General features: G+C 49.0%; 24 protein-coding genes, 1 pseudogene and 1 other annotated feature. Of the genes and pseudogenes, 17 read left to right on the top strand and 8 right to left on the bottom strand.

Annotated elements, in window-relative coordinates:
- Positions 1 to 16: 16 nt before the first annotated feature.
- The 4 genes from yidC to rpmH are packed head-to-tail and all read right to left on the bottom strand — an operon-like array spanning position 17 to position 2404.
- Entirely contained in the window at positions 17 to 1663 is a 1647-nt protein-coding gene (gene yidC, locus LVQ77_RS21230) for a membrane protein insertase YidC (protein WP_064514830.1), read from the bottom strand.
- Positions 1664 to 1665: 2 nt separating this feature from the next.
- Positions 1666 to 1923, bottom strand: coding sequence for a membrane protein insertion efficiency factor YidD (yidD, locus tag LVQ77_RS21225; protein WP_072009476.1), 258 nt, complete (start codon positions 1921 to 1923; stop codon positions 1666 to 1668).
- On the bottom strand, positions 1887 to 2246 hold the full coding sequence (gene rnpA / locus LVQ77_RS21220) for a ribonuclease P protein component (protein ID WP_034499799.1): 360 nt from the start codon (positions 2244 to 2246) through the stop codon (positions 1887 to 1889). Before rnpA ends, yidD begins: the two co-directional genes overlap by 37 nt.
- Before the next feature lie 17 nt (positions 2247 to 2263).
- Complete coding sequence (rpmH, locus tag LVQ77_RS21215; protein ID WP_003849659.1) at positions 2264 to 2404, bottom strand: 50S ribosomal protein L34; 141 nt, start codon at positions 2402 to 2404, stop codon at positions 2264 to 2266.
- Positions 2405 to 3293: 889 nt separating this feature from the next.
- Here rpmH and dnaA point away from each other — a divergent pair.
- The 4 genes from dnaA (at position 3294) to gyrB (ending at position 9370) form a co-directional block, all read left to right on the top strand.
- Positions 3294 to 4613 (top strand): chromosomal replication initiator protein DnaA, encoded by a 1320-nt coding sequence (gene dnaA / locus LVQ77_RS21210; protein ID WP_370639827.1) that lies wholly within the window; start codon positions 3294 to 3296, stop codon positions 4611 to 4613.
- Positions 4614 to 4617: 4 nt separating this feature from the next.
- Positions 4618 to 5718, top strand: coding sequence for a DNA polymerase III subunit beta (dnaN, locus tag LVQ77_RS21205; protein ID WP_232863989.1), 1101 nt, complete (start codon positions 4618 to 4620; stop codon positions 5716 to 5718).
- A gap of 135 nt (positions 5719 to 5853) precedes the next feature.
- Entirely contained in the window at positions 5854 to 6927 is a 1074-nt protein-coding gene (gene recF / locus LVQ77_RS21200) for a DNA replication/repair protein RecF (RefSeq protein WP_154153886.1), read from the top strand.
- Between the two features lie 28 nt (positions 6928 to 6955).
- A complete protein-coding gene (gene gyrB, locus LVQ77_RS21195) occupies positions 6956 to 9370 on the top strand; it encodes a DNA topoisomerase (ATP-hydrolyzing) subunit B (RefSeq protein WP_232905433.1) in 2415 nt (804 codons plus the stop codon).
- Between the two features lie 41 nt (positions 9371 to 9411).
- Here gyrB and LVQ77_RS21190 read toward each other — a convergent pair whose 3' ends face one another.
- Together LVQ77_RS21190 and LVQ77_RS21185 are read right to left on the bottom strand one after the other, a co-directional pair.
- Positions 9412 to 10041 (bottom strand): hypothetical protein, encoded by a 630-nt coding sequence (locus tag LVQ77_RS21190; RefSeq protein ID WP_232905432.1) that lies wholly within the window; start codon positions 10039 to 10041, stop codon positions 9412 to 9414.
- 78 nt (positions 10042 to 10119) lie between these two features.
- Positions 10120 to 11529, bottom strand: coding sequence for a hypothetical protein (locus LVQ77_RS21185; RefSeq protein ID WP_232905431.1), 1410 nt, complete (start codon positions 11527 to 11529; stop codon positions 10120 to 10122).
- A 173-nt stretch (positions 11530 to 11702) separates the two neighbouring features.
- Between LVQ77_RS21185 and LVQ77_RS22420 the strand changes: the two are divergent.
- The 4 genes and pseudogenes from LVQ77_RS22420 to yidA form a co-directional block, all read left to right on the top strand.
- Positions 11703 to 11795 (top strand): annotated as a pseudogene (locus tag LVQ77_RS22420) (DNA gyrase subunit B family protein); the annotation flags it as partial.
- A gap of 842 nt (positions 11796 to 12637) precedes the next feature.
- Positions 12638 to 13363 carry a fimbrial protein gene (locus LVQ77_RS21180; protein ID WP_232905430.1) on the top strand — a complete coding sequence of 242 codons (726 nt, stop codon included), beginning with the start codon at positions 12638 to 12640 and terminating at the stop codon, positions 13361 to 13363.
- A 135-nt stretch (positions 13364 to 13498) separates the two neighbouring features.
- Positions 13499 to 13888: a YidB family protein gene (locus LVQ77_RS21175; RefSeq protein WP_232863986.1), complete on the top strand. Its 390-nt coding sequence runs from the start codon at positions 13499 to 13501 to the stop codon at positions 13886 to 13888.
- A 252-nt stretch (positions 13889 to 14140) separates the two neighbouring features.
- Positions 14141 to 14953, top strand: a complete 813-nt coding sequence (yidA, locus tag LVQ77_RS21170; protein WP_232905429.1) for a sugar-phosphatase — start codon at positions 14141 to 14143, stop codon at positions 14951 to 14953.
- 74 nt (positions 14954 to 15027) lie between these two features.
- Here yidA and LVQ77_RS21165 read toward each other — a convergent pair whose 3' ends face one another.
- Positions 15028 to 16095, bottom strand: a complete 1068-nt coding sequence (locus LVQ77_RS21165; protein WP_232905428.1) for an FAD-binding protein — start codon at positions 16093 to 16095, stop codon at positions 15028 to 15030.
- A 280-nt stretch (positions 16096 to 16375) separates the two neighbouring features.
- Between LVQ77_RS21165 and dgoR the strand changes: the two genes are divergently transcribed.
- From dgoR to LVQ77_RS21135, 6 genes are all read left to right on the top strand, one after another.
- Positions 16376 to 17059 carry a D-galactonate utilization transcriptional regulator DgoR gene (dgoR, locus tag LVQ77_RS21160; protein WP_232863984.1) on the top strand — a complete coding sequence of 228 codons (684 nt, stop codon included), beginning with the start codon at positions 16376 to 16378 and terminating at the stop codon, positions 17057 to 17059.
- Positions 17056 to 17940, top strand: coding sequence for a 2-dehydro-3-deoxygalactonokinase (locus LVQ77_RS21155; protein ID WP_232905427.1), 885 nt, complete (start codon positions 17056 to 17058; stop codon positions 17938 to 17940). The genes dgoR and LVQ77_RS21155 overlap by 4 nt, the downstream gene beginning before the upstream one ends.
- On the top strand, positions 17924 to 18544 hold the full coding sequence (locus LVQ77_RS21150; RefSeq protein WP_232905426.1) for a 2-dehydro-3-deoxy-6-phosphogalactonate aldolase: 621 nt from the start codon (positions 17924 to 17926) through the stop codon (positions 18542 to 18544). Before LVQ77_RS21155 ends, LVQ77_RS21150 begins: the two co-directional genes overlap by 17 nt.
- Positions 18541 to 19689, top strand: a complete 1149-nt coding sequence (dgoD, locus tag LVQ77_RS21145) for a galactonate dehydratase (protein WP_232863981.1) — start codon at positions 18541 to 18543, stop codon at positions 19687 to 19689. Before LVQ77_RS21150 ends, dgoD begins: the two co-directional genes overlap by 4 nt.
- Positions 19690 to 19755: 66 nt before the next feature.
- Positions 19756 to 21093 carry an MFS transporter gene (locus LVQ77_RS21140; RefSeq protein WP_232905425.1) on the top strand — a complete coding sequence of 446 codons (1338 nt, stop codon included), beginning with the start codon at positions 19756 to 19758 and terminating at the stop codon, positions 21091 to 21093.
- A gap of 48 nt (positions 21094 to 21141) precedes the next feature.
- Positions 21142 to 22410 carry a YidR family protein gene (locus LVQ77_RS21135; protein WP_232905424.1) on the top strand — a complete coding sequence of 423 codons (1269 nt, stop codon included), beginning with the start codon at positions 21142 to 21144 and terminating at the stop codon, positions 22408 to 22410.
- On the opposite strand, the gene LVQ77_RS21130 is transcribed toward LVQ77_RS21135, so the two are convergent.
- The gene (locus LVQ77_RS21130; RefSeq protein WP_134185972.1) at positions 22411 to 22731 is read right to left on the bottom strand and encodes a YceK/YidQ family lipoprotein; all 321 of its coding nucleotides are present in this window, start codon (positions 22729 to 22731) and stop codon (positions 22411 to 22413) included.
- A 247-nt stretch (positions 22732 to 22978) separates the two neighbouring features.
- Positions 22979 to 23055: a sequence feature (ROSE (Repression Of Heat Shock gene Expression) occurs in the 5'-region of heat shock genes and acts as an RNA thermometer to modulate expression.), on the top strand.
- Here LVQ77_RS21130 and ibpA point away from each other — a divergent pair.
- From ibpA to LVQ77_RS21115, 3 genes are all read left to right on the top strand, one after another.
- On the top strand, positions 23049 to 23462 hold the full coding sequence (gene ibpA / locus LVQ77_RS21125) for a small heat shock chaperone IbpA (RefSeq protein WP_064514809.1): 414 nt from the start codon (positions 23049 to 23051) through the stop codon (positions 23460 to 23462). (Overlaps the previous feature by 7 nt.)
- Before the next feature lie 113 nt (positions 23463 to 23575).
- Positions 23576 to 24004, top strand: a complete 429-nt coding sequence (ibpB, locus tag LVQ77_RS21120) for a small heat shock chaperone IbpB (protein ID WP_232863978.1) — start codon at positions 23576 to 23578, stop codon at positions 24002 to 24004.
- A 124-nt stretch (positions 24005 to 24128) separates the two neighbouring features.
- A complete protein-coding gene (locus LVQ77_RS21115; RefSeq protein ID WP_232905423.1) occupies positions 24129 to 25784 on the top strand; it encodes a putative transporter in 1656 nt (551 codons plus the stop codon).
- Positions 25785 to 26000: the final 216 nt, after the last annotated feature.

Genomic DNA, 26000 nt, shown 5'->3' with positions numbered 1-26000 from the left:
TACTCGCTAATTTTTATCAGGTCTTTTTCTTATCGCGGCTGTGTAAGCCACGTTTCTCAAGACCGCGATAAATCAGCTGCTGCTGGATGATGGTCACTGTGTTACTGACGATATAGTACAGTACCAGGCCTGACGGGAACCACAGGAAGAACACCGTGAAGATGACCGGCATAAAGGTCATGATCTTCTGCTGCATCGGGTCGGTCACAGTGGTCGGCGACATCTTCTGAATGAAGAACATCGTCAAGCCCATCAGGATCGGCAGGATGTAGTACGGGTCTTGTGCAGACAGGTCATGAATCCACAGTGCGAACGGCGCATGGCGCAGTTCCACAGAACCCATCAGCATGTAGTACAACGCCAGGAAGATTGGCATCTGGATAACCAGCGGGAGACAACCACCCAACGGGTTAACCTTCTCAGCTTTATACAACGCCATCATTTCCTGGCTCTGGCGCTGCTTATCGTCACCAATACGCTCACGCATGGCCGCCAGTTTTGGCTGCAACATACGCATTTTCGCCATGGAGGTGTACTGCGCTTTAGTCAGCGGGTACATGATGCCACGAACGATAAAGGTGATAACGATAATGGAGAAGCCCCAGTTACCGATGAAGCTGTGCAGGAATTTCAACAGCTTGAACAGCGGCTGAGAAATAAACCACAACCAACCATAATCCACTGTCAGGTCAAGATGCGGCGCAACGGCTGCCATTTTGTCCTGAATTTCCGGGCCGACCCACAGGGTGCTACCCAGTTTAGCGGTCTGACCTGGCTGAACCAGTTGCGGCGAAGATTTATAACCAATCGCTGCCACATCGTTGTTCAGTTTGGTGGTATAGAAGTTGTTGGTACCCTGATTATTTGGAACCCACGCTGTTGCGAAATACTGCTGCAACATCGCAACCCAACCATTGCTGGCGTTAACGTTCAGGTTTTCACCATCAGCGATTTTATCGAATTTATATTTTTCGTATTTCGCATCTGGAGTCGAGTACGCAGCACCACGGAAGGTATGCAACGCAAAGTTGTTGCTTCCTGTATCGCGGTGAGTCGGCAGATTGATGGACTGCTTCAACTGACCAAAAGTAGCCAGCTCCAGCGGTTTCTCACCGGCGTTCTTCACATCGTAATTCACGCTTACCGCGAACTCGCCGCGTTTCAGGGTGAAGGATTTAGTGAAGGTATTGCCCGCCGCATCGGTATACGTCATTGGGATAACGATTTCGTTCTGGCCTTCTGGCAGCACGAAAGTATCGCTAGCAACGTTATACAGAGGACGCTCACCATTAGCCGGGTTATCCGGGCCATCGCGACCGGTCAGGCCACTTTGTGCCTGGTAGACAAACTCTGGCGTAGTTTCCAGTAACTGGAACGGCTCATTAGATTTGAGCTCTTTCGGGTAGGTCAATAACAGCGCCTGCTCAACATCACCACCACGGGTGTTGATGGAAAGCTCAAGAACGTCAGTTTTAACCGTGATGATTTTACCCTGGCCACTGGTCGGCACACCCTGGTTTGCGGCGTTACCTGCTGCGGTGGTCGTAGTCTGCGTGGTCTGTTGCACCTGAGGTTGTGGAGCGTGGTCCTGCTCCCAGGCTTGCCAGATCATGAAAGACACGAACAACAAAGCGATGAGAAAGAGATTGCGTTGCGAATCCATCGTTAGTGTTCTCTGGTATCAAAAGGTCCAGGTGGGACGGGATCGTCTCCACCGGGGTTCAAAGGGTGGCATTTTAATACGCGTTTCACTGTCAACCAACTGCCTTTTAACACCCCAAACCTGCGCAATGCCTCAATTCCGTAGTGAGAACAGGTTGGAGTAAAACGGCAATGCGGCCCGAGAAGCGGACTTATCAGGCGCTGATAGACCCTAATCAGGCCTATCAAGAGCCGGGAGAAAGGCGACAATGACGGCGCCATAACTTTTCCAATGCTTCCGATAAAGCCCGGTTATCCAGGTCTGCAACCCCTTTCTTAGCCACTACCACGAAATCCATTGGAGGAAGTTCGTGCTGACGCAAACGGAAACTCTCACGCGTCAGACGTTTAATCCGATTGCGTTCGTGTGCACGTTTAACATTTTTCTTAGCGACTGTAAGACCGATGCGGGGATGCCCCAGCGAATTTAGGCGGCCGAGGATGGTGATTTGCGGCGTGCCAGCCCGTTGAGGCTGCTGGAAGACGAAAGTGAAATGAGTGGGAGTTAACAAGCGTAACTCCCTGGGAAATGCGAGCTTAACCACTCAGGGGTTAGCTTTTATTACTTAGAAACGGTCAGACGGGAACGGCCTTTAGCACGACGACGTGCCAAAACCTGACGACCATTTTTAGTTGCCATACGAGCACGGAAACCGTGTGAACGGTTACGCTTCAGTACGGACGGTTGAAAAGTGCGTTTCATGGCGATTTCTACCTAAACTTGGATAAATTTCACTGGGTTAGCGAAGAGCCTTGCAGAAACTGCAAACGACTTACGCCTCAGTGTGGCTGATTAAAGAGGCCGGATTGTAATAATTGTACACTCCGGAGTCAATTCTCTTTCCTTATTCCCGTGCCTTAATTCGCTTTTTGACCCCTGAAACGACCAGGATCTGACCAAAATAAAGCCGTGGTGACACGCGACGGGTGGGGAATTATACGGCGTCCCCACTAAAGCGCAAGGATCGTTGGGGATCTTCCTTAGATCAGATAAGTCGATTTTGTGCACTAGTCATTAAATTTTCCAATATAGGAAGGTAAAGCGCTGCGCGTCTGACAGGATCGTTTACACTTAGACTCCACAAAACAGCCCTGTGGATAAATCGGGAAGAAACTGTGAGAAACAGAAGATCTCTGGCGTACTTTAGGCTATGATCCGCGGTCCCGATCGTGATCCTTTAGCGTTCACCCTGGGGTATACCCGAGTGACTTCAGGATGTAGGTAGGCGGCAATCGAATGACAAATTCGTCGGGAACGAATTTGACCAGCCAAAGGCTGGCCTTCGGTGAGAGACAGGAGTCTCTCATTAATCCCGATGAGCTTACTTCAGTAAGTGATTTGGGTGAACGAGAGCAGCCAACAACCCTACATCTTGAAGGGCGATGGGTATAAACCGCAGATAGCGGTTCGCACGCTTCCCGAATCGGGGTTCCGTTGTGGAAGAGTCGGCGTGTGTCAACAATCATGAATATAAACTTTCAGTCTTCGTCATTTTATCGACTTTGTTCGAGTGGAGTCCGCCGTGTCACTTTCGCTTTGGCAGCAGTGTCTTGCCCGATTGCAGGATGAGTTACCAGCCACAGAATTTAGTATGTGGATACGCCCCCTACAGGCGGAACTAAGCGATAACACGCTGGCCCTGTATGCGCCAAACCGTTTTGTTCTCGATTGGGTGAGAGACAAGTACCTCAATAACATCAATGGCTTGCTCAATGATTTTTGTGGTACTGATGCGCCCGTATTGCGTTTTGAAGTAGGCAGCAAACCGGTCAGCCAAACGCTGAATCAGCAGACTGTTACTACTGCTCCGGCGCATGTACACATTGCACGCCCTACTGCTCATCTTCGCCCAAGCTGGGATAACTCTCCGGCTCCGGCTGAACACTCCTATCGCTCTAACGTTAACGTAAAACATACTTTCGATAACTTCGTTGAAGGTAAGTCGAACCAACTGGCTCGCGCGGCAGCACGTCAGGTGGCAGACAACCCTGGTGGCGCTTATAACCCTTTATTCCTTTATGGCGGCACCGGCCTGGGTAAAACGCACCTTTTGCATGCTGTTGGCAACGGTATTATTGCGCGCAAACCGAATGCAAAAGTGGTGTACATGCACTCTGAACGTTTCGTTCAGGACATGGTAAAAGCACTGCAAAATAACGCTATTGAAGAGTTCAAACGTTACTACCGTTCTGTTGATGCACTGCTAATTGATGACATTCAATTCTTTGCTAATAAAGAACGTTCACAAGAAGAATTCTTCCACACCTTCAACGCCCTGCTTGAAGGCAACCAACAGATCATTCTGACTTCGGATCGTTATCCAAAAGAGATCAACGGTGTTGAAGATCGTCTGAAGTCCCGCTTCGGTTGGGGGTTAACGGTTGCCATCGAACCACCAGAACTGGAAACGCGTGTTGCGATCCTGATGAAAAAAGCAGACGAGAACGATATCCGTCTGCCAGGTGAAGTGGCCTTCTTTATTGCCAAGCGTTTACGTTCAAACGTGCGTGAGCTTGAAGGGGCATTGAACCGTGTTATCGCTAACGCCAACTTTACTGGCCGGGCGATTACTATCGACTTCGTGCGTGAAGCGCTGCGCGATCTGCTAGCGCTGCAAGAGAAGCTTGTCACCATCGACAATATTCAGAAGACGGTGGCAGAGTACTATAAAATAAAGATTGCTGACCTGTTGTCCAAGCGTCGTTCCCGCTCTGTTGCCCGTCCACGTCAAATGGCAATGGCTCTGGCGAAGGAACTGACTAACCATAGCTTGCCAGAAATCGGCGATGCCTTTGGTGGCCGCGACCATACTACGGTTCTGCACGCCTGCCGTAAGATTGAGCAGTTGCGTGAAGAAAGCCACGACATCAAAGAAGATTTCTCTAACCTAATCAGAACATTATCTTCGTGACGCTATGAAATTTACCGTTGAACGTGAAACTTTATTAAAACCGCTGCAACAGGTGAGTGGCCCGTTAGGTGGCCGTCCGACGTTACCGATTCTCGGCAACCTGCTGTTGCAAGTCGCACAAGGAACTCTTTCATTAACAGGTACTGACCTGGAAATGGAGATGGTGGCGCGTGTCGCGTTGGTGCAACCGCATGAGCCGGGTGCCACAACGGTTCCAGCACGTAAATTTTTTGATATCTGCCGTGGTTTGCCGGAAGGTGCAGAAATCGCTGTTACGCTTGAGGGTGACCGCATGTTGGTGCGCTCCGGGCGTAGCCGTTTCTCGCTTTCAACGCTGCCTGCTGCTGATTTCCCGAACCTGGACGACTGGCAGAGCGAAGTAGAATTCACGCTCCCGCAAGCGACCATGAAACGCCTGATTGAAGCCACGCAGTTTTCTATGGCGCATCAGGACGTTCGTTACTATTTGAACGGTATGTTGTTTGAAACCGAAGGCGAAGAACTGCGCACCGTGGCGACCGATGGTCACCGCCTGGCTGTGTGTTCTATGCCGGTCGGTCAGTCTCTGCCAAACCATTCGGTGATCGTGCCGCGTAAAGGCGTGATTGAGCTGATGCGTATGTTGGATGGCGGCGATTCACCGTTGCGTATCCAGATCGGCAGCAACAACATCCGCGCTCACGTCGGCGACTTTATCTTCACTTCCAAGCTGGTTGATGGCCGTTTCCCGGATTATCGCCGCGTATTGCCGAAGAACCCGGATAAACATCTCGATGCCAGTTGCGATTTGCTGAAACAAGCATTTTCACGCGCGGCAATTTTGTCGAATGAGAAATTCCGTGGCGTTCGTCTGCAAGTGATTGCCAATCAGTTGAAAATCACCGCTAACAACCCGGAGCAGGAAGAAGCCGAAGAGATTCTGGACGTCACTTATGACGGCACAGATATGGAAATCGGCTTTAACGTCAGTTACGTGCTGGATGTTCTGAATGCACTCAAATGCGAGAACGTGCGCATTTTGCTGACCGACTCTGTTTCCAGCGTGCAGATTGAAGATGCAGCCTCTCAAGCGGCGGCTTACGTCGTTATGCCAATGCGTCTTTAGTATCGGGCTATCTTACTTGTTATTCTGGTTCCGGGCAGTGTTCACAATCCTCACGTACTTCAGTACGCTCCGGTTGTTGCGCGCTGGCCGTAATCAGACTAACTGCGCCGATAACGCCCTGGTTGTGAGTTAAATATGTCGCTGTCGCGTTTGTTGATTAAAGACTTTCGAAATATCGAAGATGCGGATCTGGCTCTATCTCCAGGGTTTAATTTCCTGGTGGGGGCCAACGGAAGCGGCAAAACCAGCGTGCTTGAGGCGATTTATACCCTCGGGCACGGGCGTGCTTTCCGTAGTCTGAAAATTGAGCGCGTGATCCGCCATGAAACAGAATCCTTTGTACTGCATGGGCGTATACAGAACGGCGAGCGGGAAACCTCTGTTGGCCTGACCAAAGACCGTGCAGGCGACAGCAAAGTGCGTATCGACGGCAGCGACGGCCACAAAGTGGCTGAACTTGCTCTCTTGATGCCAATGCAACTTATCACCCCTGAAGGATTTACATTGCTCAACGGTGGCCCTAAATACCGTAGAGCTTTCCTCGATTGGGGATGCTTCCATAACGAACCAGGTTTTTTTGTTGCCTGGAGCAATCTCAAGCGCCTGCTTAAGCAACGCAACGCTGCGTTGCGACAGGTAACGCGCTATGCGCAACTACGGCCATGGGATCAAGAGCTTATCCCACTTGCGGAGCAAATTAGCCGCTGGCGTGCCGAGTACAGCGCAGCCATTGCTGATGATATGGCTGACACCTGTGCACAATTTCTGCCGGAGTTCTCGCTGAACTTCTCTTTCCAGCGCGGCTGGGAAAAAGAGAGTGACTACGGCGAGCTACTGGAACGCAACTTCGAACGCGATCGTATGCTGACCTACACCGCCCACGGCCCCCACAAAGCTGATTTTCGGATTCGTGCAGACGGTGCGCCGGTAGAAGATACGTTGTCGCGTGGGCAGCTTAAATTACTGATGTGCGCCTTACGACTGGCGCAGGGTGAGTTTCTCACCCGACAGAACGGGCGACGTTGCCTGTATCTGATAGATGATTTTGCCTCTGAACTAGATGATGCACGCCGTGGTCTATTAGCCAGCCGGTTAAAGGCGACGGAATCACAGGTTTTTGTTAGCGCGATAAGCGCAGAACATGTGATGGATATGGCGGACAAAAATTCGAAGATGTTCGCCGTGGATCAGGGTAAAATAACGGATTAACCCAAGAATAAATGAGCGAGAAACGTTGATGTCGAATTCTTATGACTCCTCCAGTATCAAAGTCCTTAAAGGGCTGGATGCGGTACGTAAGCGCCCGGGAATGTATATCGGTGATACGGATGACGGCACCGGTCTGCACCATATGGTATTTGAGGTCGTAGATAACGCTATCGACGAAGCACTTGCCGGTCATTGTAAAGACATCGTTGTCACCATTCATGCTGATAACTCTGTCTCAGTAACCGATGATGGTCGTGGTATTCCTACTGGTATTCACCCGGAAGAAGGTGTGTCTGCTGCCGAAGTTATTATGACCGTGCTTCACGCCGGCGGTAAGTTCGATGACAACTCCTATAAAGTTTCTGGTGGTCTGCACGGTGTTGGTGTTTCTGTCGTTAACGCCCTGTCCCAGAAGCTGGAACTGCTGATTCGCCGCGAAGGCAAAGTGCACCAGCAAACTTACATTCACGGCGTGCCACAGGCACCGCTGGCGGCGACTGGCGATACTGATGCGACCGGTACTCAGGTTCGTTTCTGGCCAAGCCACGAAACCTTCACCAACGTGATTGAGTTTGAATACGACATTCTGGCCAAACGCCTGCGTGAGTTGTCGTTCCTGAACTCCGGTGTTTCTATCCGTTTGATTGATAAGCGTGATGGCCGCCAGGACCACTTCCACTATGAAGGTGGTATCCGCGCGTTTGTTGAGTATCTCAACAAAAACAAAACCCCAATTCACCCAACCGTGTTCTATTTCAGCACTGAAAAAGACGGCATTGGCGTGGAAGTGGCGTTGCAGTGGAACGATGGTTTCCAGGAAAACATCTACTGCTTTACCAACAACATCCCCCAGCGCGATGGTGGTACTCACCTGGCAGGTTTCCGCTCGGCGATGACACGTACGCTGAATGCGTATATGGAAAAAGAAGGCTACAGCAAAAAAGCGAAAGTTAGCGCCACCGGTGACGATGCCCGTGAAGGCCTGATTGCTGTTGTCTCCGTAAAAGTTCCAGACCCTAAATTCTCTTCTCAGACCAAAGACAAACTGGTCTCTTCTGAGGTGAAAACAGCGGTTGAGCAGCAGATGAACGAACTGCTGTCTGAATACCTGTTGGAACACCCGTCTGACGCGAAAATCGTCGTCGGCAAAATTATTGATGCCGCTCGTGCTCGTGAAGCAGCACGTCGTGCACGTGAAATGACTCGTCGTAAAGGCGCGCTGGATTTGGCTGGCTTGCCAGGCAAACTGGCTGACTGCCAGGAACGCGACCCGGCTCACTCCGAACTGTACCTTGTGGAAGGGGACTCTGCGGGCGGCTCTGCAAAACAGGGGCGTAACCGTAAGAACCAGGCGATCCTGCCGCTGAAAGGTAAAATTCTGAACGTTGAGAAAGCGCGCTTTGACAAAATGCTCGCTTCTCAAGAAGTTGCCACGCTGATTACCGCGTTGGGCTGCGGCATTGGCCGTGACGAATACAACCCGGACAAACTGCGTTACCACAGCATCATCATCATGACGGATGCGGACGTCGATGGTTCGCACATCCGTACCTTGTTGCTGACCTTCTTCTACCGTCAGATGCCTGAAATCGTTGAGCGCGGCCATGTGTATATCGCACAGCCACCGCTGTACAAAGTGAAGAAAGGCAAGCAAGAGCAGTACATTAAAGATGATGAAGCGATGGACCAATACCAGATTGCAATCGCTCTGGATGGCGCTACGCTGCACACCAATGCCAACGCACCAGCTATCGCTGGCGAAGCGCTGGAAAAACTGGTGTCTGAGTTTAAAGCCTGCCAGAAAATGATTGGCCGCATGGAGCGCCGTTATCCGCGCAATTTGCTAAACAACCTGGTGTATCACCCAACGCTTGAAGATGCCGATCTGACTGACGAAAGCAAAGTGACTGCCTGGGTTTCTGCTCTGGTTACTCAGCTTAACGAAAAAGAACAGCACGGCAGCACCTGGAATTCCCTGGTTCGTCATAACCGTGAACTGAATCTTTTCGAGCCGGTGATTCGTGTGCGTACCCACGGTGTGGATACTGACTATCCGCTGGAGCAAGAGTTTATCGTCGGTGGCGAATACCGTCGTATTTGCACGCTGGGCGAGAAACTGCGTGGCCTTATCGAAGAAGACGCGTTTATCGAACGTGGCGAACGCCGTCAGCCAGTTGACAGCTTCGAAGAGGCGCTGGAATGGCTGGGTAAAGAATCCCGTCGTGGCCTATCTATTCAGCGTTACAAAGGCTTGGGCGAAATGAACCCGGATCAGCTGTGGGAAACCACAATGGATCCACAAAGCCGCCGTATGCTGCGCGTGACTGTTAAAGACGCGATTGCAGCGGATCAGCTGTTCACTACTCTGATGGGCGATGCGGTTGAACCACGTCGTGCATTTATCGAAGAAAACGCCCTGAAAGCGGCGAACATCGATATCTAAGTTAGTTGATGCTGGTGGGCAATCTGCTCACCAGCTTCACCCTACCACTGAGGTGCTTTACAATAGCTTGTGCTTTTAGTTTTGGGGTAGGTTGTTTTATAACCCTTGTTACCAATATAAAAACTTGTCAGAGAATCTGATAATTTTTTATTATTTAAATAAGGGCGTTCATGATTTTTGCAAAATGCCTCATGATCTTTCTTGGAACATATACCAACAACACAAAGAGTTTGCGTGATAATATATCCGCCGTTATTTGCTTCTAACGCCAGATATAATTTATTTCTCTCCTGCTTACCATTTGTGGTCCATGTCCATGGATATACAGCTCCTGACTTAATGTATTTATTTGATGTGTTGAGTAATGTTTGATATTGCTCTGTTGTTAATCCATCATTTGCACATAGCGTTTCAGCAGCGTTATATGTGTCATTTATAATTTTTGCAGAAAACAGATCGGCTGATTTCAAAAGAGATTTCTGTTCTCCTCGAGAGATTTTATCATTGTTAGCATCAATGATTATTGGAGCGCTGTAATCTGTTTCTTGACTGCTTCTTTTCCCAAATGGACAAAATTTATTCTGATCAAGAGAGTAGCATCCGGACAAAAGTGACATGCTGCTAATCAGGGTGATTAATCTAATCATGCATTTCCAGTTAACCTTAAACATTCAAATTCCTTTTTATTTAATAGTCGGCAATACATCAAGTTAGTAGAATTAAGTATTTATTATTGATTGAATGCGCCATTATTTTTTCGCACCGCAAACTTCCCCGATCCGTTGCGTGCCGTTGCGCATTAAATACCCATCATCCTCCTTAAGGAAATTAGACAACGCTTCCCGGAGTTGCGTACAGGTTATACCCGCGCTATGTAATGCGCTGACCACATGCGAACCTTCCTCATCGGTATAAAACCCGTGAGCAAGCTGTGATGGCGACCATGGTGCACTGTGCTCTAATATGTCACGCATCACGATTGTCAGTACCTGCGGGTCGTCACTATTATATTTTCCTGCTCGACCGATAGCCGCTTCCAGCACCGGATTATTCCCATCTTTGTCTTTATAATCCGCCCACTGCACCACGTTTCGCTCAAGAATGGCCTGGAGCACTGGACGCGGAGTATACTGAACCAGGTACTCCCACAGCGATTTAGAGTATTCAGCGGCAGGCTTCTCCTTAAGAATTTCTGGAGTGGCGGCGATTTTATCCGCGACAATTACCATACCCAACATAGCTTCGGCCTGAATACGGTAGACTGATTTTTCAGGAGGATGGTACCCCCATAAAAACTGAATAAGCTCCGCATTTGCTTCCGGTAGAATTCTGGCATAAACCCCATCACTCAGTAGCTCTGGCATCTTATCGAGGATTACTTTTACGGTGGTTTTATACTGTTGTTTTTGTTCTTCCGTTGGTGTAACCGAGAAGTAGAAATGCTGCTCTAACGGATTGTTCTTGAGCAGAAAAGCTCGGTTGTTTTCAGCCTGTTCATTATCGCCATCCAGTTGCTCGATAAACACGCGAAGCGCATTAAGATTATGATGTTCTACCGCAGTTGAGAAGATGGAGCCATTAAAGGCATAGGTCTGAAATGGATTCGCGCCTCTGGCCAGCAATCCCCGAAATGTTGCTTCAGGCATATCCGGGCGATCCACGGCTTCAACCAACATATCCTGCCGAAATTCCGTATCCTCAAGCTGCCGATTAAATGCCTTGCTACTCTGGGCGATATCACGTAGCTGGTGCATATCTCTGCCAGTCTGCACTTCGGTAAACAAATTGGGATTGAAGCTATTAAAGACGCCGAAAAACAATGCTAGTGCGACGAGATGGCCTATTGCTAGTCCGGCAACGGTTGATTGAAGAGCATTGAAGAGGAGAGCATAAACCACGATCCCCCCCAATATTGTTATACAAGCAGGGAGTAAAATGCTGAAGGTCGTGCCGGCTTCATAGAAATTTAACCCCCACCATAAGATTAGCGTGACCAGAATTTGGGGTAAAACGAGCCATAGCAAAATCTTACGGCTGTCTGAATATGTTAGGGATCTTATAACCAAAAATAGAATCACAGCCCCCAGAATATAAGGGCTCGCTATAAGCACTAATATTTTAAGAACATCAAACCAAGTCAAACTGATGGAACTAAGCATTACCAACACTCCTTGTATGGGTATTCTAGGATACGGGTATAATTGGCAAGAGCAATCGCTTGAGCATCTCGACCGTGGCGCGTTCGGCAAAATCGTCGTAACAGGCTCGTGATTGACTACACTTCTTATTGCACACTTCGTGATTACAAGAGGACACGGCCATGGGTTTATTCGATCAATTGACTGGCCTGATGGGTGATGCGGTTGAACCACGTCGTGCATTTATCGAAGAAAACGCCCTGAAAGCGGCGAACATCGATATCTAATCGTATTAGCCTCTTCTCCCCTTGTGGGGGGAAGAGGTTTTCCTCCCAATCTGCGCTTCTTCTCTTTTTTAAATATACTGTGAAATAAAAAACTTATTCGTACCAAGATATTTGTTTAGGGAATATTGTTTACACTGTTTTCCTAAAGACAAATAATTTCATATGCCTTAAATATGACTCGGTGGTATGATATTTGTCAAGGCGTAATCTAATTAATATAACTCGCGCGTAATTAGATGGATTTTTTATTCTAAATGCATTCGAGAACCATTCATAATAAATAATGTTGTTATTAGGTTAACTACTAATATATTTACTTCATCAATTACCACTATCAAATTATACCGTGATTTTTGTTGCAAGCTTATGAAAAATATTTAAAGGGCAGAGTTATGAGTAATTTAAAATATTTGCTGTTATTCATCTGTCTCTTATGTTGTTTTTCAGCCTCTGCGACGACCGTCAACTGTACGAATCAAACTGGCGCAACACCCATAGTAAACCAGTTGCTGCCCTATAGCAGCTAGCTTGATTCCCTCACGGCGCCCGGCAATCCATCTCAGTACAAGGCTCTTTATACCTGGACTGCATTTATATGGGGGTGGACCTATACTACCGTGACATGTTCCCCCAATGCGCAGGTTAATTATCTTCAATATGTCGTCCCGCCTGCGGGTTCAGTGCCTGTTAAAGATACCGCAAGTGGTAACTGGATATTCCCCATACCGGGCACTGGGTTTGGTTTGTCATTTTATAATTTAGATCAGGTAACTGGCCCTATGGGCAATTTTCAAAACCCTGTGAAGAGCTATACGGGGACCACAACTTCGGGCGGCAGGTTCATGATTAGAGTTATTCTGTGGAAACTACCGGGGGCAGAAAACCCTGGTAACGTTATAAATTTTGATGGCTTCCAGGTGGTGAACGCTTTGCAGCCTGTAAGCGGATCGGATAACTGGGGAAGCCTTCCCAATAATGGCCCTAGTTTGATTAGCAATACCTTCACCACAAACACGGCAGTTGTTTCAGGGAATATCACTCTTTCAACCGGTACTTGCGAATTTGATAATAAAAACGTTCCAATGGGGAGTTATGATGTTTCCTTACAGGGAGCTGACAGAGGAGCGCCTTCGCCATGGAAGGATGCCAGTTTTACTTTGAAATGCCCGCCGGCTATGGGCTATGGCCGAACGGGTTCGGTAAATACCAGCAACAATACCGTATCATCGCGAACCGCGGTTACGACCAGTAACCGGAACCTCAACATTAAAGTCGTACCACGTTCGGAAGTAATTGATAACACGCAGGGAATTATGGCACTTAACAGCGGTGGTGCGGAAGGATATGGCATTCAGCTTGCCTGGGGAAGTTCCGCGCAACCAGCAGTACTTAACCCGGCTCAACCCGTTATATTCAATACCCCTATTCAACGGGCCACGGCAGCTATCGCGATTGGCTCAACGTATACTTCATTCGTGTATATGTCAGCTCGTTACGTTCGCACCGAGGGTGACGTACAGGCTGGACCGGCAAATGCTGTCGTTGAAATTATCGCTAATTATAATTAGTGAACCTGAAAAGATGACATCCTGCGGAAAAACCGTTTTGACCCGTCAATGATTTTTTAGGTTTAAAAGGCGGTTAGTGGTCGGAATTGACTACACTTCTTATTGCACACTTCGTGATTGCAAGAGGACACGGTCATGGGTTTATTCGATCAAGTTACTGGCATGATGGGGGGTGGCGATGCAGGTAAATTCAAAGTCATCCTTACATGGATTAATGAACAAGGCGGCATTCAGGCAATTCTTGAACGGTTTCGGGAAAAGGGATTCTCAGATGTCGTCACCTCCTGGCTGAGCGGCGCGCATAACCAAAGCGTTAGCCCAGAGCAAATGCAAGACGTGCTGGGCACACCAGCAATCAGCGGTCTGGCTGAAAAACTTGGGATTGATGTAGGAAGTGCATCTCAACTGCTGGCAGAGCAGTTCCCGAAAATCGTCGATACTTTATCACCTGCAGGTGAAGTCGCTCACGATGAAGATTTGCTGACTAAAGGCTTCCATATGCTGAAGGATAAATTCTTCAGCTAGTGCCCGTCATTCTTCAAGCCGCAGATGCGTTGGCTGCACATGCTCACCCAAATCACTTAGTTGAGTAAGCTCATTGGGATTCCCGTGTTTGCCGCCTTTCTGCAACTCGAATTATTTTGGGTATCAACGCCACTTTCTTCGGGGGGGCGTTTTTTCATCCAAAAAACGGACCTTTTTCACCCGTAACGTAGCGCTATTTTTGCGAGCTTAATCGCGTTAGCATGAGATAAACTCATTACCTCAGAAAATCCTATGCCTATAAAACTCATTGCTATTGATATGGACGGCACATTGTTGCTACCTGACCACACCATTTCTCCAGCCGTTAAAGCCGCTATCGCCAGCGCGCGCGAACGCGGTGTAAATGTTGTTTTGTGTACCGGACGCCCTTTTGCAGGTGTTGAGAGCTATCTCCGCGAGCTGCACATGGATAAGCCGAATGACTACTGCATCACCTATAACGGTGCGTTAGTGCAGAAGGCCAGCGACGGCAGCACCGTGGCACAAACCGCGCTGAGTTACGACGACTACCGCTATCTGGAACAGCTTTCCCGTGAAGTCGGTTCCCACTTCCATGCGCTGGACAGGCACACCCTGTACACCGCTAACCGTGATATCAGCTACTACACCGTTCATGAATCCTTTATTGCCAATATCCCGCTGGTGTTCAGCGAGCCAGAAAACATGGATAAAAACGGTGCATACCTGAAAGTGATGATGATCGATGAGCCGGCTATTCTGGACAAAGCGATCGCCAAAATTCCAGCCGATGTTTATGAGCGTTATACGCTGCTGAAAAGCTCGCCATATTTCCTTGAGATTCTCGATAAGCGAGTCAACAAAGGTACTGGCGTAAAAGCGCTGGCTGAATCTCTCGGCATCAAACAAGAAGAAGTGATGACGCTGGGCGACCAGGAAAATGACATCGCGATGCTGGAATACGCAGGCATCGGTGTTGCGATGGATAACGCTATCGATAAAGTGAAAGAAGTCAGCAACTTTGTTACTAAATCAAACCTTGAAGATGGCGTTGCGTACGCGATTGAGAAGTTTGTTTTGAATTAATGACGTTGTGGTGGTTTCTGTCAGTCTGGTTGCCTCTGCGGGAGTCAACCAGACTCAATGGCTGAACCGCTGCATTACACGTCCGGTATCACTGGCACATCGGCAAATCGGCTTTTCATGACTAATTTTCTCGACCATGCCGAGGTCAGGATTTTGGCTTTTATCACCTTTGCGAACAGTTTCCTTCTGATTTTCCCCGTTCGTTTCTGATAGACAGCATTTGGTCGTGAATGCTGTTCATTGAAGATATTTCCCAGTATCTCGGCGCTATCAAGCGCATAACTTATCCCTTCGAGCGAACTTGCACTAATAAATACCGCCGCTTCACCAATCAGAAATGCATTGTCTTTCCCGCAAACAAAGTCACGCCACTTTGACGGGCAAAGCACGATACATTTTTCTTCCTTTTCAGGGGTGCTAAAGACAAAACCGCGTTCGGTCATTTTCTCTTTTAGGTGGAAGAACCGCTTTTTGCCTTCTTTCATTGGAAAGGCACCACCAAAAATAAAGTAGCCATCCTTCGACATACTCCATGAATAACAGTCCGTTACCTGATTATCGAAAATGCAGGAATAGAAAGGACGGGCATGCAGCTCCTTAAACCACTGCTGAATGGCCTGATATTTTCGAATATTGAGCTGCGGATAAAGCGTCCGGCGCAGCAATGAATTTGCACCATCGGCACCGACAATATATTGCGCAGTGATTTCCTTAGTTACTCCGTTGTCCTCAAATATGAGGCGATAGCTATCACCCTCTTTTTCAATGCGTTTGCACAGTGTGTCATGGCGAACATCTACCGTTTGCGGGATAAGCGTTTTACGCCATAAATCGAAAGCATGGCGATTGATATTAATGTATGACCGCTGGTAGTTGCAGGTGATATTTGATTGTAAATCAATGGTTTTTACGCTGAATATTTGTGGGTTTGCCAGCACGTGCACGGGCAGGTTTATACCGGAACGGATAAACGAACGTTGAGCATCAGGCGCCAGTAACCCGCCGCAGGGCTTCTGAAACCCATCTTCTCCTTCCCGCCGCTTCTTATCCAAAGCAATTATTTTGAATTGTGGTTCGAGGATCCGCGCAAGCGTAGCCCCTGCGGGGCCGAGGCCAATAATCGCGATATCGTAATGTTCCATTTGAGCGTTCCGTTGGCTGGGGGTTGGAACGGAAACGTAATCTGCTTGTGTGAAGTTGCGATGAAGTGGCGGGTAAGTTTTCTGCGCGTCGGTTTTTTTTCGCCATTTTTTGCTATCAACTGTCCGTTTTGTGATCCAAATTGTAGTACAACATATAATGTTTGTACTACATTAACCCCATCAGAAGCGCTATCAGATTCACATTTGTACTTCAAAATAGCGGTGTTTTTCAGCGCTCGCGGTAAAGTGTGGTTAATACCTAAATTGAACAGGGCAAACCATGACTAAGACCGATCGCATCATCGTGACGCTGGGTAAACAGATTGTCGGCGGCAAATACACTCCGGGCGCAGCATTGCCGTCAGAAGCCGACTTATGTGAGGAGTTCGAAACGTCGCGCAACATTATCCGCGAAGTTTTTCGTTCTCTTATGGCGAAGCGGTTAGTTGAAATGAAGCGTTATCGCGGAGCCTTTGTGCAGTCGCGTAACCAGTGGAATTACCTCGATACCGAAGTGTTGCAGTGGGTGCTGGAAAACGATTATGACCCGCGCCTGATTAGCGCCATGAGCGAAGTGCGAAACCTGGTCGAGCCTGCCATCGCGCGCTGGGCCGCAGAACGGGCTACATCAAGTGACCTGGCGCGAATCGAAGACGCACTCAACGACATGGTGGCAAACAATCAGGATCGGGATGCTTTTAATGAAGCCGATATTCGCTATCACGAAGCGGTGCTGGATTCGGTTCATAACCCGGTGCTACAGCAGTTGAGTATTGCCATCAGTTCACTTCAACGTGCGGTTTTCGAGCGCACCTGGATGGGTGATGAAGCCAACATGCCGCAAACGCTTCAGGAACATAAGCAGCTGTTCGATGCGATTCGTCACCAGGACAGCACGGCTGCAGAAAGAGCGGCGCTGACAATGATTGCCAGCTCCACCAAACGACTAAAGGAAATCACATGACATCACGCTACATCGCTATTGATTGGGGTTCGACTAACCTGCGTGCCTGGCATTACCAGGATGGAATTTGCATTGATAGTCGGCAAACCACAGCGGGCGTTACCCGTCTGAATGGTAAAACCCCAAAAGCGGTGTTCGATGAAGTCACTCAAGGTTGGCGTGAAAAAACCACGCCAGTTTTGATGGCCGGGATGGTGGGCAGCAATGCCGGGTGGAAAATCGCCCCTTATCTCCCATGCCCGGCGCGTTTCTCTGATTTAAGCCAGCAACTGACTCCAGTGCTTGATAACGTCTGGATTATTCCCGGCCTCAGCGTAAAAAGTGACGACAACTGCAACGTGATGCGTGGTGAAGAAACCCAGCTTCTCGGTGCAAAAACGCTTGGCCCGGCTTCGCTTTACATAATGCCGGGTACGCACTGCAAATGGGTGCATGCCGATGAACACACGGTGCAGGATTTCCGTACGGTGATGACCGGTGAACTGCACCATATCCTGCTCAACCACTCCTTAATTGGCGCAGGCCTGCCTGAGCAACAAAGCAGCCATCAAGCATTTTTGGCTGGGCTGGATCGCGGCATTAATGACAGTGCTTTGTTGCCACGACTTTTCGAAATACGTGCAGCCCATGTGCTGGGCGAATTGCCGCGTAGCGAAGTCAGCGAATTTCTTTCCGGGTTGTTGATTGGTAACGAAGTGGCGGCGATGACTCGCCAGTACGCTCCGGACACTCAACAGCCTGTCACCATTGTTGCTAATCCATCCCTGAGCCAGCGTTATAGCAACGCGCTCGAGTTATTGGGCTACCAGGCAAAAGTGTTGGATGGCGACAATGCATTCCAGGCAGGAATAAGGAGTATTGCAAATGCAGTGGCAAACTAATCTTCCGCTCATCGCCATTTTGCGCGGTATCACGCCAGGCGAAGCGCACGCACACGTTGCGGCGTTGCTGGATGCGGGATTTGATGCGATAGAAATCCCAATGAACTCACCAGACTGGCAGCAAAGTATCGCGGCGATGGTGACCGAGTTTGGCCATCGGGCGTTGATAGGCGCGGGTACCGTTTTGAAAACCGATCAGGTTAATGAACTGGCCGCCATGGGTGGCAAACTGGTGGTAACGCCGAATACGCAGCCTGAAGTTATCCGCCGTGCGGTCGCCAGCGGAATGACAGTATGCGCGGGCTGTGCAACGGCAAGCGAAGCCTTTACCGCATTGGATGCCGGTGCTCAGGCGCTGAAAATTTTCCCTTCTTCCTCTTTTGGCCCGGATTACATCAAAGCGCTGAAAGCCGTATTACCGCCAGAAGTGCCGGTCTTTGCGGTCGGTGGTGTGACGCCTGAAAACCTGGCTATTTGGCTAAAAGCCGGATGTGTCGGTGCCGGGCTCGGTGGCGATTTATATCGGGCGGGGCAATCTGTGGAATGCACCGCTGAGAAGGCAAAAGCATTTGTTAAAGCGTATGAAGAGGCTGTGAAGCAATGAAAATCACTAAACTGACGACCTACCGTTTACCACCACGTTGGATGTTCCTGAAAATTGAAACCGATGAAGGTATTGTCGGCTGGGGTGAGCCGGTAATTGAAGGGCGAGCAAAAAGCGTTGAAGCTGCGGTACATGAGCTGAGTGAATTATTAATCGGCCAGGACCCGGCGCGTATAAATGATTTATGGCAAGTGATGTATCGCGGCGGTTTTTATCGTGGTGGGCCTATTTTAATGAGCGCAATTTCCGGTATTGACCAGGCATTGTGGGATATTAAAGGAAAAGTATTAAATGCACCTGTCTGGCAATTAATGGGCGGCCTGGTTCGCGATAAAATAAAAGCCTACAGCTGGGTTGGTGGCGATCGTCCGTCAGATGTGATCGACGGTATTAAATCACTGCGTAACATCGGCTTTGATACGTTTAAATTAAATGGCTGCGAAGAAATGGGGATTATTGATAATTCCCGTAAAATTGATGAAGCCGTGAATACCGTAGCACAAATTCGTGAAGCATTCGGTAATGAAATTGAATTTGGCCTTGATTTCCATGGCCGTGTTAGCGCGCCAATGGCAAAAGTATTAATTAAAGAGCTTGAGCAATATCGCCCGCTGTTTATTGAAGAACCGGTGCTGGCGGAACAGGCTGAATACTATCCGCGTCTTGCGGCTCAAACGCATATTCCTATCGCTGCGGGTGAGCGTATGTTCTCGCGCTTTGAGTTCAAGCGTGTGCTGGAAGCGGGCGGACTGGCGATTCTCCAGCCTGATTTGTCACACGCAGGCGGTATTACCGAATGCTATAAAATTGCCGGAATGGCAGAGGCCTATGACGTGGCGCTGGCTCCGCATTGTCCGCTCGGGCCGATTGCGCTGGCTGCCTGCCTGCATATCGATTTTGTCTCCCGCAATGCCGTGTTCCAGGAGCAAAGCATGGGCATCCATTATAACAAGGGCGCTGAATTGCTCGATTTCGTTAAAAATAAAGAAGACTTCAAAATGGATGGCGGCCACTTTATGCCATTAATGAAGCCAGGCCTTGGCGTTGAAATAGACGAAGAACTGGTTATCGAGCGCAGTAAAAATGTGACTGATTGGCGTAATCCTTTATGGCGCTATCCAGACGGGTCTGTAGCCGAATGGTGATAGTTATTTTATAAAAAACTAGTCATACCCAAATAAATATAAAACACCCTCTGTATATAACAGGGCATGGTGGCCGGTATTGCCATGCTCAAATTCTGGAGACAGAACACGATGGATATTTCTGTAACCGCTACAAAACCTACGCGTCGCCGTTATGTGACGCTCATTATGATCTTTATTACCGTGGTTATTTGTTATGTCGACCGCGCGAATCTGGCCGTCGCCTCTGCCCATATTCAGGAAGAGTTTGGCATTACAAAAACTCAAATGGGTTATATCTTCTCGGCTTTTGCCTGGCTCTATACTTTATGCCAGATTCCTGGCGGCTGGTTCCTTGACCGCGTCGGCTCGCGCATGACCTATTTCATCGCTATTTTTGGCTGGTCGGTGGCAACGCTATTCCAGGGTTTTGCCACCGGTTTAATGTCGCTGATTGGTTTGCGTGCAATTACCGGTATTTTCGAAGCACCCGCATTCCCGACCAACAACCGTATGGTCACGAGCTGGTTCCCGGAACATGAGCGTGCGTCTGCAGTAGGCTTTTATACCTCCGGCCAGTTTGTCGGGCTGGCGTTCCTCACGCCACTGCTTATCTGGATTCAAGAAATGTTGAGCTGGCACTGGGTGTTTATTATCACCGGTGGTATCGGCATCATCTGGTCGTTTATCTGGATTAAGGTTTATCAGCCACCGCGTGCCAGCAAAGGCATCAATCAGGCTGAACTGGATTACATTCGTGATGGTGGTGGTCTGGTTGATGGCGATGCGCCAGCCGAGAAAAAATCCCGCATTCCAATGACGGCTGCCGACTGGAAACTAGTCTTCCACCGCAAACTGGTTGGCGTGTATCTCGGCCAGTTCGCGGTTACGTCCACGCTGTGGTTCTTCCTGACCTGGTTCCCGAACTACCTGACGCAAGAAAAAGGCATTACCGCCCTGAAAGCCGGGTTTATGACTACCGTTCCATTCCTTGCCGCGTTTGTGGGTGTGCTGCTTTCTGGTTGGGTAGCAGACCGTCTGGTGCGTAAAGGATATTCGCTGGGTATCGCGCGTAAAACGCCAATCATCTGCGGTTTGCTGATCTCGACCTGCATTATGGGCGCGAACTACACCAACGATCCGGTCTGGATTATGACATTAATGGCTATCGCCTTCTTTGGTAACGGCTTTGCCTCGATCACATGGTCGCTGGTCTCTTCGTTGGCACCAATGCGTCTGATTGGCTTGACCGGTGGAGTGTTTAACTTTGTTGGCGGCTTGGGTGGGATCACCGTTCCACTGGTTGTAGGTTACCTTGCTCAGGGATATGGTTTTGCACCTGCGCTGGTTTATATCTCAGCCGTGGCACTGCTTGGCGCACTCTCCTACCTCCTGCTGGTCGGCAAAGTAGAAAGGGTGGGATAAAAACCATCAATGATTTACCCTGAGGCGTCCAATATCTCGGGGTAAATCATGACCAAACAACTCACCTTTGCACCACGTAACCACCAACTCACTAACATCAATACCTGGACACCAGATAGCCAGTGGTTGGTGTTTGATGTTCGCCCTTCTGGCGCCTCGTTTACCAGTGAAACGATTGAAAGGGTTAACGTGATGACTGGCGAAGTGGAACTGATCTATCAGGCATCGCATGGCGCGCATGTCGGTGTGGTGACCGTGAACCCGCAGCAACCCGAGCGCTATATCTTCATTCACGGCCCGGAAAACCCCGACGAAAGCTGGCATTACGATTTCCATCACCGCCGTGGTGTGGTGGTCGAAAACGGTATCGCAACCAATCTCGATACAATGGATATTACCCCACCGTTTACCCCCGGAGCTTTGCGTGGCGGCAGCCATGTCCACGTCTGGAGCCCAGATGGTGCGCGCGTGAGCTTCACCTATAACGACCATGTGATGCATGAATATGATGCGGCAAAAGATCTGCGTAACGTCGGTATTGCGCTACCATTCGGCCTGGTGACGCCTGTTAAACAGCATCCTCGTGAATATGATGGTAGCCATTATTGCGTGCTGGTAAGCCGTACTACGCCATTACCACAACCTGGAAGTGATGAAATAAACCGTGCCTATGAAGAAGGTTGGGTGGGCAACCATGGCTATTTAAAACCTGATGGGAGCCAACAGCGTTGGGCACTGGTGTTTATTGGCGACACGCTTTCAGCCAAAGGCGAGAAAGTGCCCGAGCTGTTTATCGTTGATTTGCCTGAAAAAAAAGAAGCTTATTTCCAGGCGGGTTCTGAGCCAATTGAAGGGACGCTAACCGCGCTGCCTGCACCACCTGCGGGTATTGCGCAAACACGCCTGACTTTCACTCATCAGCACCGTTACCCAGGATTAGCTACCCAGCCAAGGCATTGGGTGCGAAGCAGCCCGGACGGCAGCTTACTGGCGTTCTTGATGCGCGATGATGCAGGTATTGTGCAAATGTATCTGATTTCACCAAACGGTGGGCAGCCACGCCAACTTACGCATGGGCAAGATGATATCCAGTCGGCATTTAACTGGCATCCGTCAGGGCAAGCGTTGGGCTTTGTGAGGAAGGAGCAGATTGTCTTGTGTGATTTAAACGATGGTGAAATCACGACGCTTACAGCAACCGATGGTTGTGCGCCTTCAGCGGATGCGGTGGTGTTTTCACCTGATGGCAAATACATCGCCTGGATGCAGGATGTAGACGGATTCCGTCAGTTATTTATGACGCAAACAGGGCTTTAATTACTGAACAGGCGGGATCACAGAATTGGTTGCCAGGTTCTGCTTCTCGCTTGCTTCTACTTTGGATTTTATAGACTTGTCGGTGCGGAACATATCCCACGGTAACAGAACGGTATCCATTACTGCCGTAAACGGCATATCCAGCGCGACAAAAGGTTTGTATCCCCAGCTTGTCTCGCCATCGGCCAGCATTTCGTAACTGGCACGTGTGCCGGGATAGTATCCCTCTTGCCCACCAGTGTGAGTCATCACACTTGAACATCCGCTGACTGTTAGCAATCCGCTGCCGAGAATTAATGTTGGAAGATAGCTTTTCATCATTAGTGTTGCTTATCGTTTCTGGGGGGCCATTTCCGGCCAGGCTGCTCTGGTTTATATCACCCATGCAGATAATTAATATATTGCTCTTGCCACTCTGTGGCGGCTATCGCAGATAAATCCTGTTTACTACCAGGACAGTCTATGTACTGACAGCAGAAGCCGCAAAAAATTTCTTTCTGTGGCCTTGAAAAGTGCGAATAAGGACCGATTTTAGAGATGTAGTCAGAAAAAGTACGCCGTAAGGGTACTTGGTTTTAGAAGCCTGTCCATGATGGAAGGCAATGTTTGATTCTCGCTGATTTCAGGAGTTTTTATATATGCGTAATTTCGACCTATCCCCGCTTTATCGTTCAGCTATTGGTTTTGACCGTTTGTTTAACCTGCTGGAAAACAACCAAAGCCAGAGCAACGGCGGCTATCCTCCATACAATGTTGAATTAGTTGACGAAAATAACTATCGCATTGCGATTGCTGTTGCCGGTTTCGCAGAAAGCGAACTGGACATTACAGCCCAGGATAACCTGCTCGTTATTAAGGGCGCGCATGCAGATCCGCAACCAGAGCGCACTTATCTCTATCAGGGGATAGCTGAGCGCAACTTCGAACGCAAATTCCAGTTAGCGGAAAACATCCACATCCGTGGTGCTAACCTGGTTAACGGCCTGCTGTATATCGACCTGGAACGCGTGATTCCGGAAGCGATGAAACCGCGCCGTATCGAAATCAATTAATTCAGTGGGTCGCATTGTGCGGCCCAGGCAATAAAGGCTGGCTTGCCGATAGGGAGCCAATACCAGTTCGCATACTGGTAAGACTTAACTCGCTTCAAAGAAGGAGAAAACTTATGCGTAACCACGATTTATCACCTCTGCTGCGTCAATGGATCGGTTTTGACAAACTGGCTAATGCTTTACAAACAAGCACTGAAGGCCAGTCATTCCCGCCTTACAACATTGAAAAAGGCGATGACAATCATTACCGCATTACGCTTGCGCTGGCAGGGTTCCGCCAGGAAGATCTCGAAATTGAACTCGAAGGTACGCGTCTGCATGTGAAAGGGACGCCGGTTAAACCCGAGAAAGAGCCAACCTGGCTGCATCAAGGATTAGTGACTCAGCCATTTAGCCTGAGCTTCACCCTTGCTGAATATATGAAAGTATCTGGCGCGACCTTTACTAACGGTCTGCTGCATATAGATCTGGTGCGTGAAATCCCTGAAGCCGTTGCGCCAAAACGCATTGCTATCAGCGAACGTCCGGCACTCAACAGCTAAACTGAGTATCCCCTTTGAGGCCCCATTTTATGGGGCCTTTTTTTGTGCTCTGTACCCCATTAACTCCTTCTCCTCTCTGCCAGAATCCCTTGTAACGATGATGTTATTCACAGGGAAATCTTCGATGAGTGGAATAGCGTTAACTGTCAGTATGTTGGCTCTGGTCGCAGTTGTCGGTTTATGGATTGGAAATATCAAAATCCGCGGCGTCGGATTTGGTATCGGTGGCGTGCTGTTCGGGGGGATTATTGTTGGCCATTTCGTCAGTGAGGCTGGGGTAAGCCTGAATGGAGATATGCTTCATTTCATTCAGGAATTCGGCTTGATCCTCTTCGTCTACACCATTGGTATTCAGGTTGGGCCAGGCTTCTTTTCCTCGCTACGCGTTTCCGGTTTACGCCTTAATCTATTTGCTCTTCTGATTGTAGTGATTGGTGCGCTGGTCACGGCACTCGTCCATAAAATCTTCGATGTTCCGCTTCCCGTGGTGCTGGGTGTTTTCTCTGGAGCGGTAACTAACACTCCAGCGTTAGGTGCAGGTCAGCAAATTTTGACCGACCTCGGCACACCTTCAGAGTTGGTCGATAAAATGGGGATGAGCTACGCGATGGCTTATCCGTTCGGTATTTGCGGGATTCTTCTGACCATGTGGTTAATTCGCATGGCATTTAGAATTAATGTCGATCAAGAAGCACAACGCTTTGATAACAGTAGTGGGCAAAACCACGCGCAACTCCAGACCATGAATATCTGTGTTGCCAACCCTAACCTTAACGGATTACCTATTCAGGAAGTGCCGGTCCTTAATAGCGACACTATTATTTGTTCGCGTTTGAAACGTGGGGAATTGCTGATGGTGCCAGCGCCTGGCACGGTTATTCAAACCGGAGATTTACTACACCTCGTCGGCCAGGAAAAAGATCTGCACTCTGCATTGCTGGTGATCGGCCAGCAGGTGGATACCTCGCTTTCGACTCGTGGCACAGACCTGCGCGTTGAACGTGTGGTGGTGACCAACGAGAAAGTGCTCGGCAAGAAAATTCGCGATCTGCATTTAAAACAAAAGTATGACGTGGTGATTTCGCGCCTGAATCGTGCAGGTATTGAACTGGTCGCAAGCAGCAATGCCAGCCTGCAATTTGGTGACATCCTGAACCTGGTGGGCCGCCCAGAATCAATAGAAGCGGTAGCCGCTGAAGTCGGTAACGCGCAACAGAAACTCCAACAGGTACAAATGCTTCCGGTATTTATCGGCATTGGTCTTGGAGTGTTGCTTGGTTCTATCCCGCTTTTCATCCCTGGTTTCCCTGTGGCTCTACGTCTTGGGCTGGCAGGTGGGCCGCTTATTATGGCGATCATTCTTGGGCGAATTGGCAGCATCGGCAAGCTGTATTGGTTTATGCCACCGAGTGCGAATCTGGCGCTGCGTGAATTGGGGATTGTGCTGTTTCTGGCGGTCGTCGGTTTAAAATCTGGCGGTGATTTTGTCAGTACTTTGCTGCACGGAGACGGAGTGAGTTGGATTGGCTACGGAATTCTGATTACGGGAATTCCATTGCTGGTTACTGCATTGTTGGCAAGATTGCTCGCCAAAATGAATTATCTGACACTGTGCGGAATGTTGGCAGGCTCAATGACCGATCCCCCTGCACTGGCTTTTGCCAACGGCTTGCACGCAACCAGTGGAGCTGCAGCGCTCTCTTATGCCACTGTTTATCCACTGGTCATGTTCCTGCGCATTATTACGCCGCAGCTACTGGCTGTATTGTTTTGGATGTGAATTTAACTCGTTGCGATAGCCATTTCTCCATGACGTTTTTTTGCTGGAAGATGGCTATCGCCGATTACGCATTTGCTGTTACAGGGTGATAAACAAAATCATTGAGGGTGTGATTTTTATGTAATCAATTGAACTACATGATTTTTTTATTTTCAATTTTGCAAATAATAGGACGAAATAGCGATTGTAGTGCCATCGATTTTTTTGCTATAACCG

The sequence above is a fragment of the Buttiauxella cochleicola genome (genome assembly GCF_021282435.1).
Taxonomy (GTDB): domain Bacteria; phylum Pseudomonadota; class Gammaproteobacteria; order Enterobacterales; family Enterobacteriaceae; genus Buttiauxella; species Buttiauxella massiliensis.
The sequence above is the reverse complement of the archived record's forward strand: the minus strand, read 5'-3'. Positions and strand labels throughout refer to the sequence as shown.

Bases quoted from the DNA above. Each gene is read 5' to 3' on its own strand.
- yidC (WP_064514830.1), bottom strand. From the start codon at position 1,663: ATGGATTCGCAACGCAATCTCTTTCTCATCGCTTTGTTGTTCGTGTCT.
- yidD (WP_072009476.1), bottom strand. From the start codon at position 1,923: ATGGCGCCGTCATTGTCGCCTTTCTCCCGGCTCTTGATAGGCCTGATT.
- rpmH (WP_003849659.1), bottom strand. From the start codon at position 2,404: ATGAAACGCACTTTTCAACCGTCCGTACTGAAGCGTAACCGTTCACAC.
- dnaA (WP_370639827.1), top strand. From the start codon at position 3,294: ATGTGGATACGCCCCCTACAGGCGGAACTAAGCGATAACACGCTGGCC.
- dnaN (WP_232863989.1), top strand. From the start codon at position 4,618: ATGAAATTTACCGTTGAACGTGAAACTTTATTAAAACCGCTGCAACAG.
- recF (WP_154153886.1), top strand. From the start codon at position 5,854: ATGTCGCTGTCGCGTTTGTTGATTAAAGACTTTCGAAATATCGAAGAT.
- gyrB (WP_232905433.1), top strand. From the start codon at position 6,956: ATGTCGAATTCTTATGACTCCTCCAGTATCAAAGTCCTTAAAGGGCTG.
- LVQ77_RS21190 (WP_232905432.1), bottom strand. From the start codon at position 10,041: ATGTTTAAGGTTAACTGGAAATGCATGATTAGATTAATCACCCTGATT.
- LVQ77_RS21185 (WP_232905431.1), bottom strand. From the start codon at position 11,529: ATGCTTAGTTCCATCAGTTTGACTTGGTTTGATGTTCTTAAAATATTA.
- LVQ77_RS21180 (WP_232905430.1), top strand. From the start codon at position 12,638: ATGATTAGAGTTATTCTGTGGAAACTACCGGGGGCAGAAAACCCTGGT.
- LVQ77_RS21175 (WP_232863986.1), top strand. From the start codon at position 13,499: ATGGGTTTATTCGATCAAGTTACTGGCATGATGGGGGGTGGCGATGCA.
- yidA (WP_232905429.1), top strand. From the start codon at position 14,141: ATGCCTATAAAACTCATTGCTATTGATATGGACGGCACATTGTTGCTA.
- LVQ77_RS21165 (WP_232905428.1), bottom strand. From the start codon at position 16,095: ATGGAACATTACGATATCGCGATTATTGGCCTCGGCCCCGCAGGGGCT.
- dgoR (WP_232863984.1), top strand. From the start codon at position 16,376: ATGACTAAGACCGATCGCATCATCGTGACGCTGGGTAAACAGATTGTC.
- LVQ77_RS21155 (WP_232905427.1), top strand. From the start codon at position 17,056: ATGACATCACGCTACATCGCTATTGATTGGGGTTCGACTAACCTGCGT.
- LVQ77_RS21150 (WP_232905426.1), top strand. From the start codon at position 17,924: ATGCAGTGGCAAACTAATCTTCCGCTCATCGCCATTTTGCGCGGTATC.
- dgoD (WP_232863981.1), top strand. From the start codon at position 18,541: ATGAAAATCACTAAACTGACGACCTACCGTTTACCACCACGTTGGATG.
- LVQ77_RS21140 (WP_232905425.1), top strand. From the start codon at position 19,756: ATGGTGGCCGGTATTGCCATGCTCAAATTCTGGAGACAGAACACGATG.
- LVQ77_RS21135 (WP_232905424.1), top strand. From the start codon at position 21,142: ATGACCAAACAACTCACCTTTGCACCACGTAACCACCAACTCACTAAC.
- LVQ77_RS21130 (WP_134185972.1), bottom strand. From the start codon at position 22,731: ATGATGAAAAGCTATCTTCCAACATTAATTCTCGGCAGCGGATTGCTA.
- ibpA (WP_064514809.1), top strand. From the start codon at position 23,049: ATGCGTAATTTCGACCTATCCCCGCTTTATCGTTCAGCTATTGGTTTT.
- ibpB (WP_232863978.1), top strand. From the start codon at position 23,576: ATGCGTAACCACGATTTATCACCTCTGCTGCGTCAATGGATCGGTTTT.
- LVQ77_RS21115 (WP_232905423.1), top strand. From the start codon at position 24,129: ATGAGTGGAATAGCGTTAACTGTCAGTATGTTGGCTCTGGTCGCAGTT.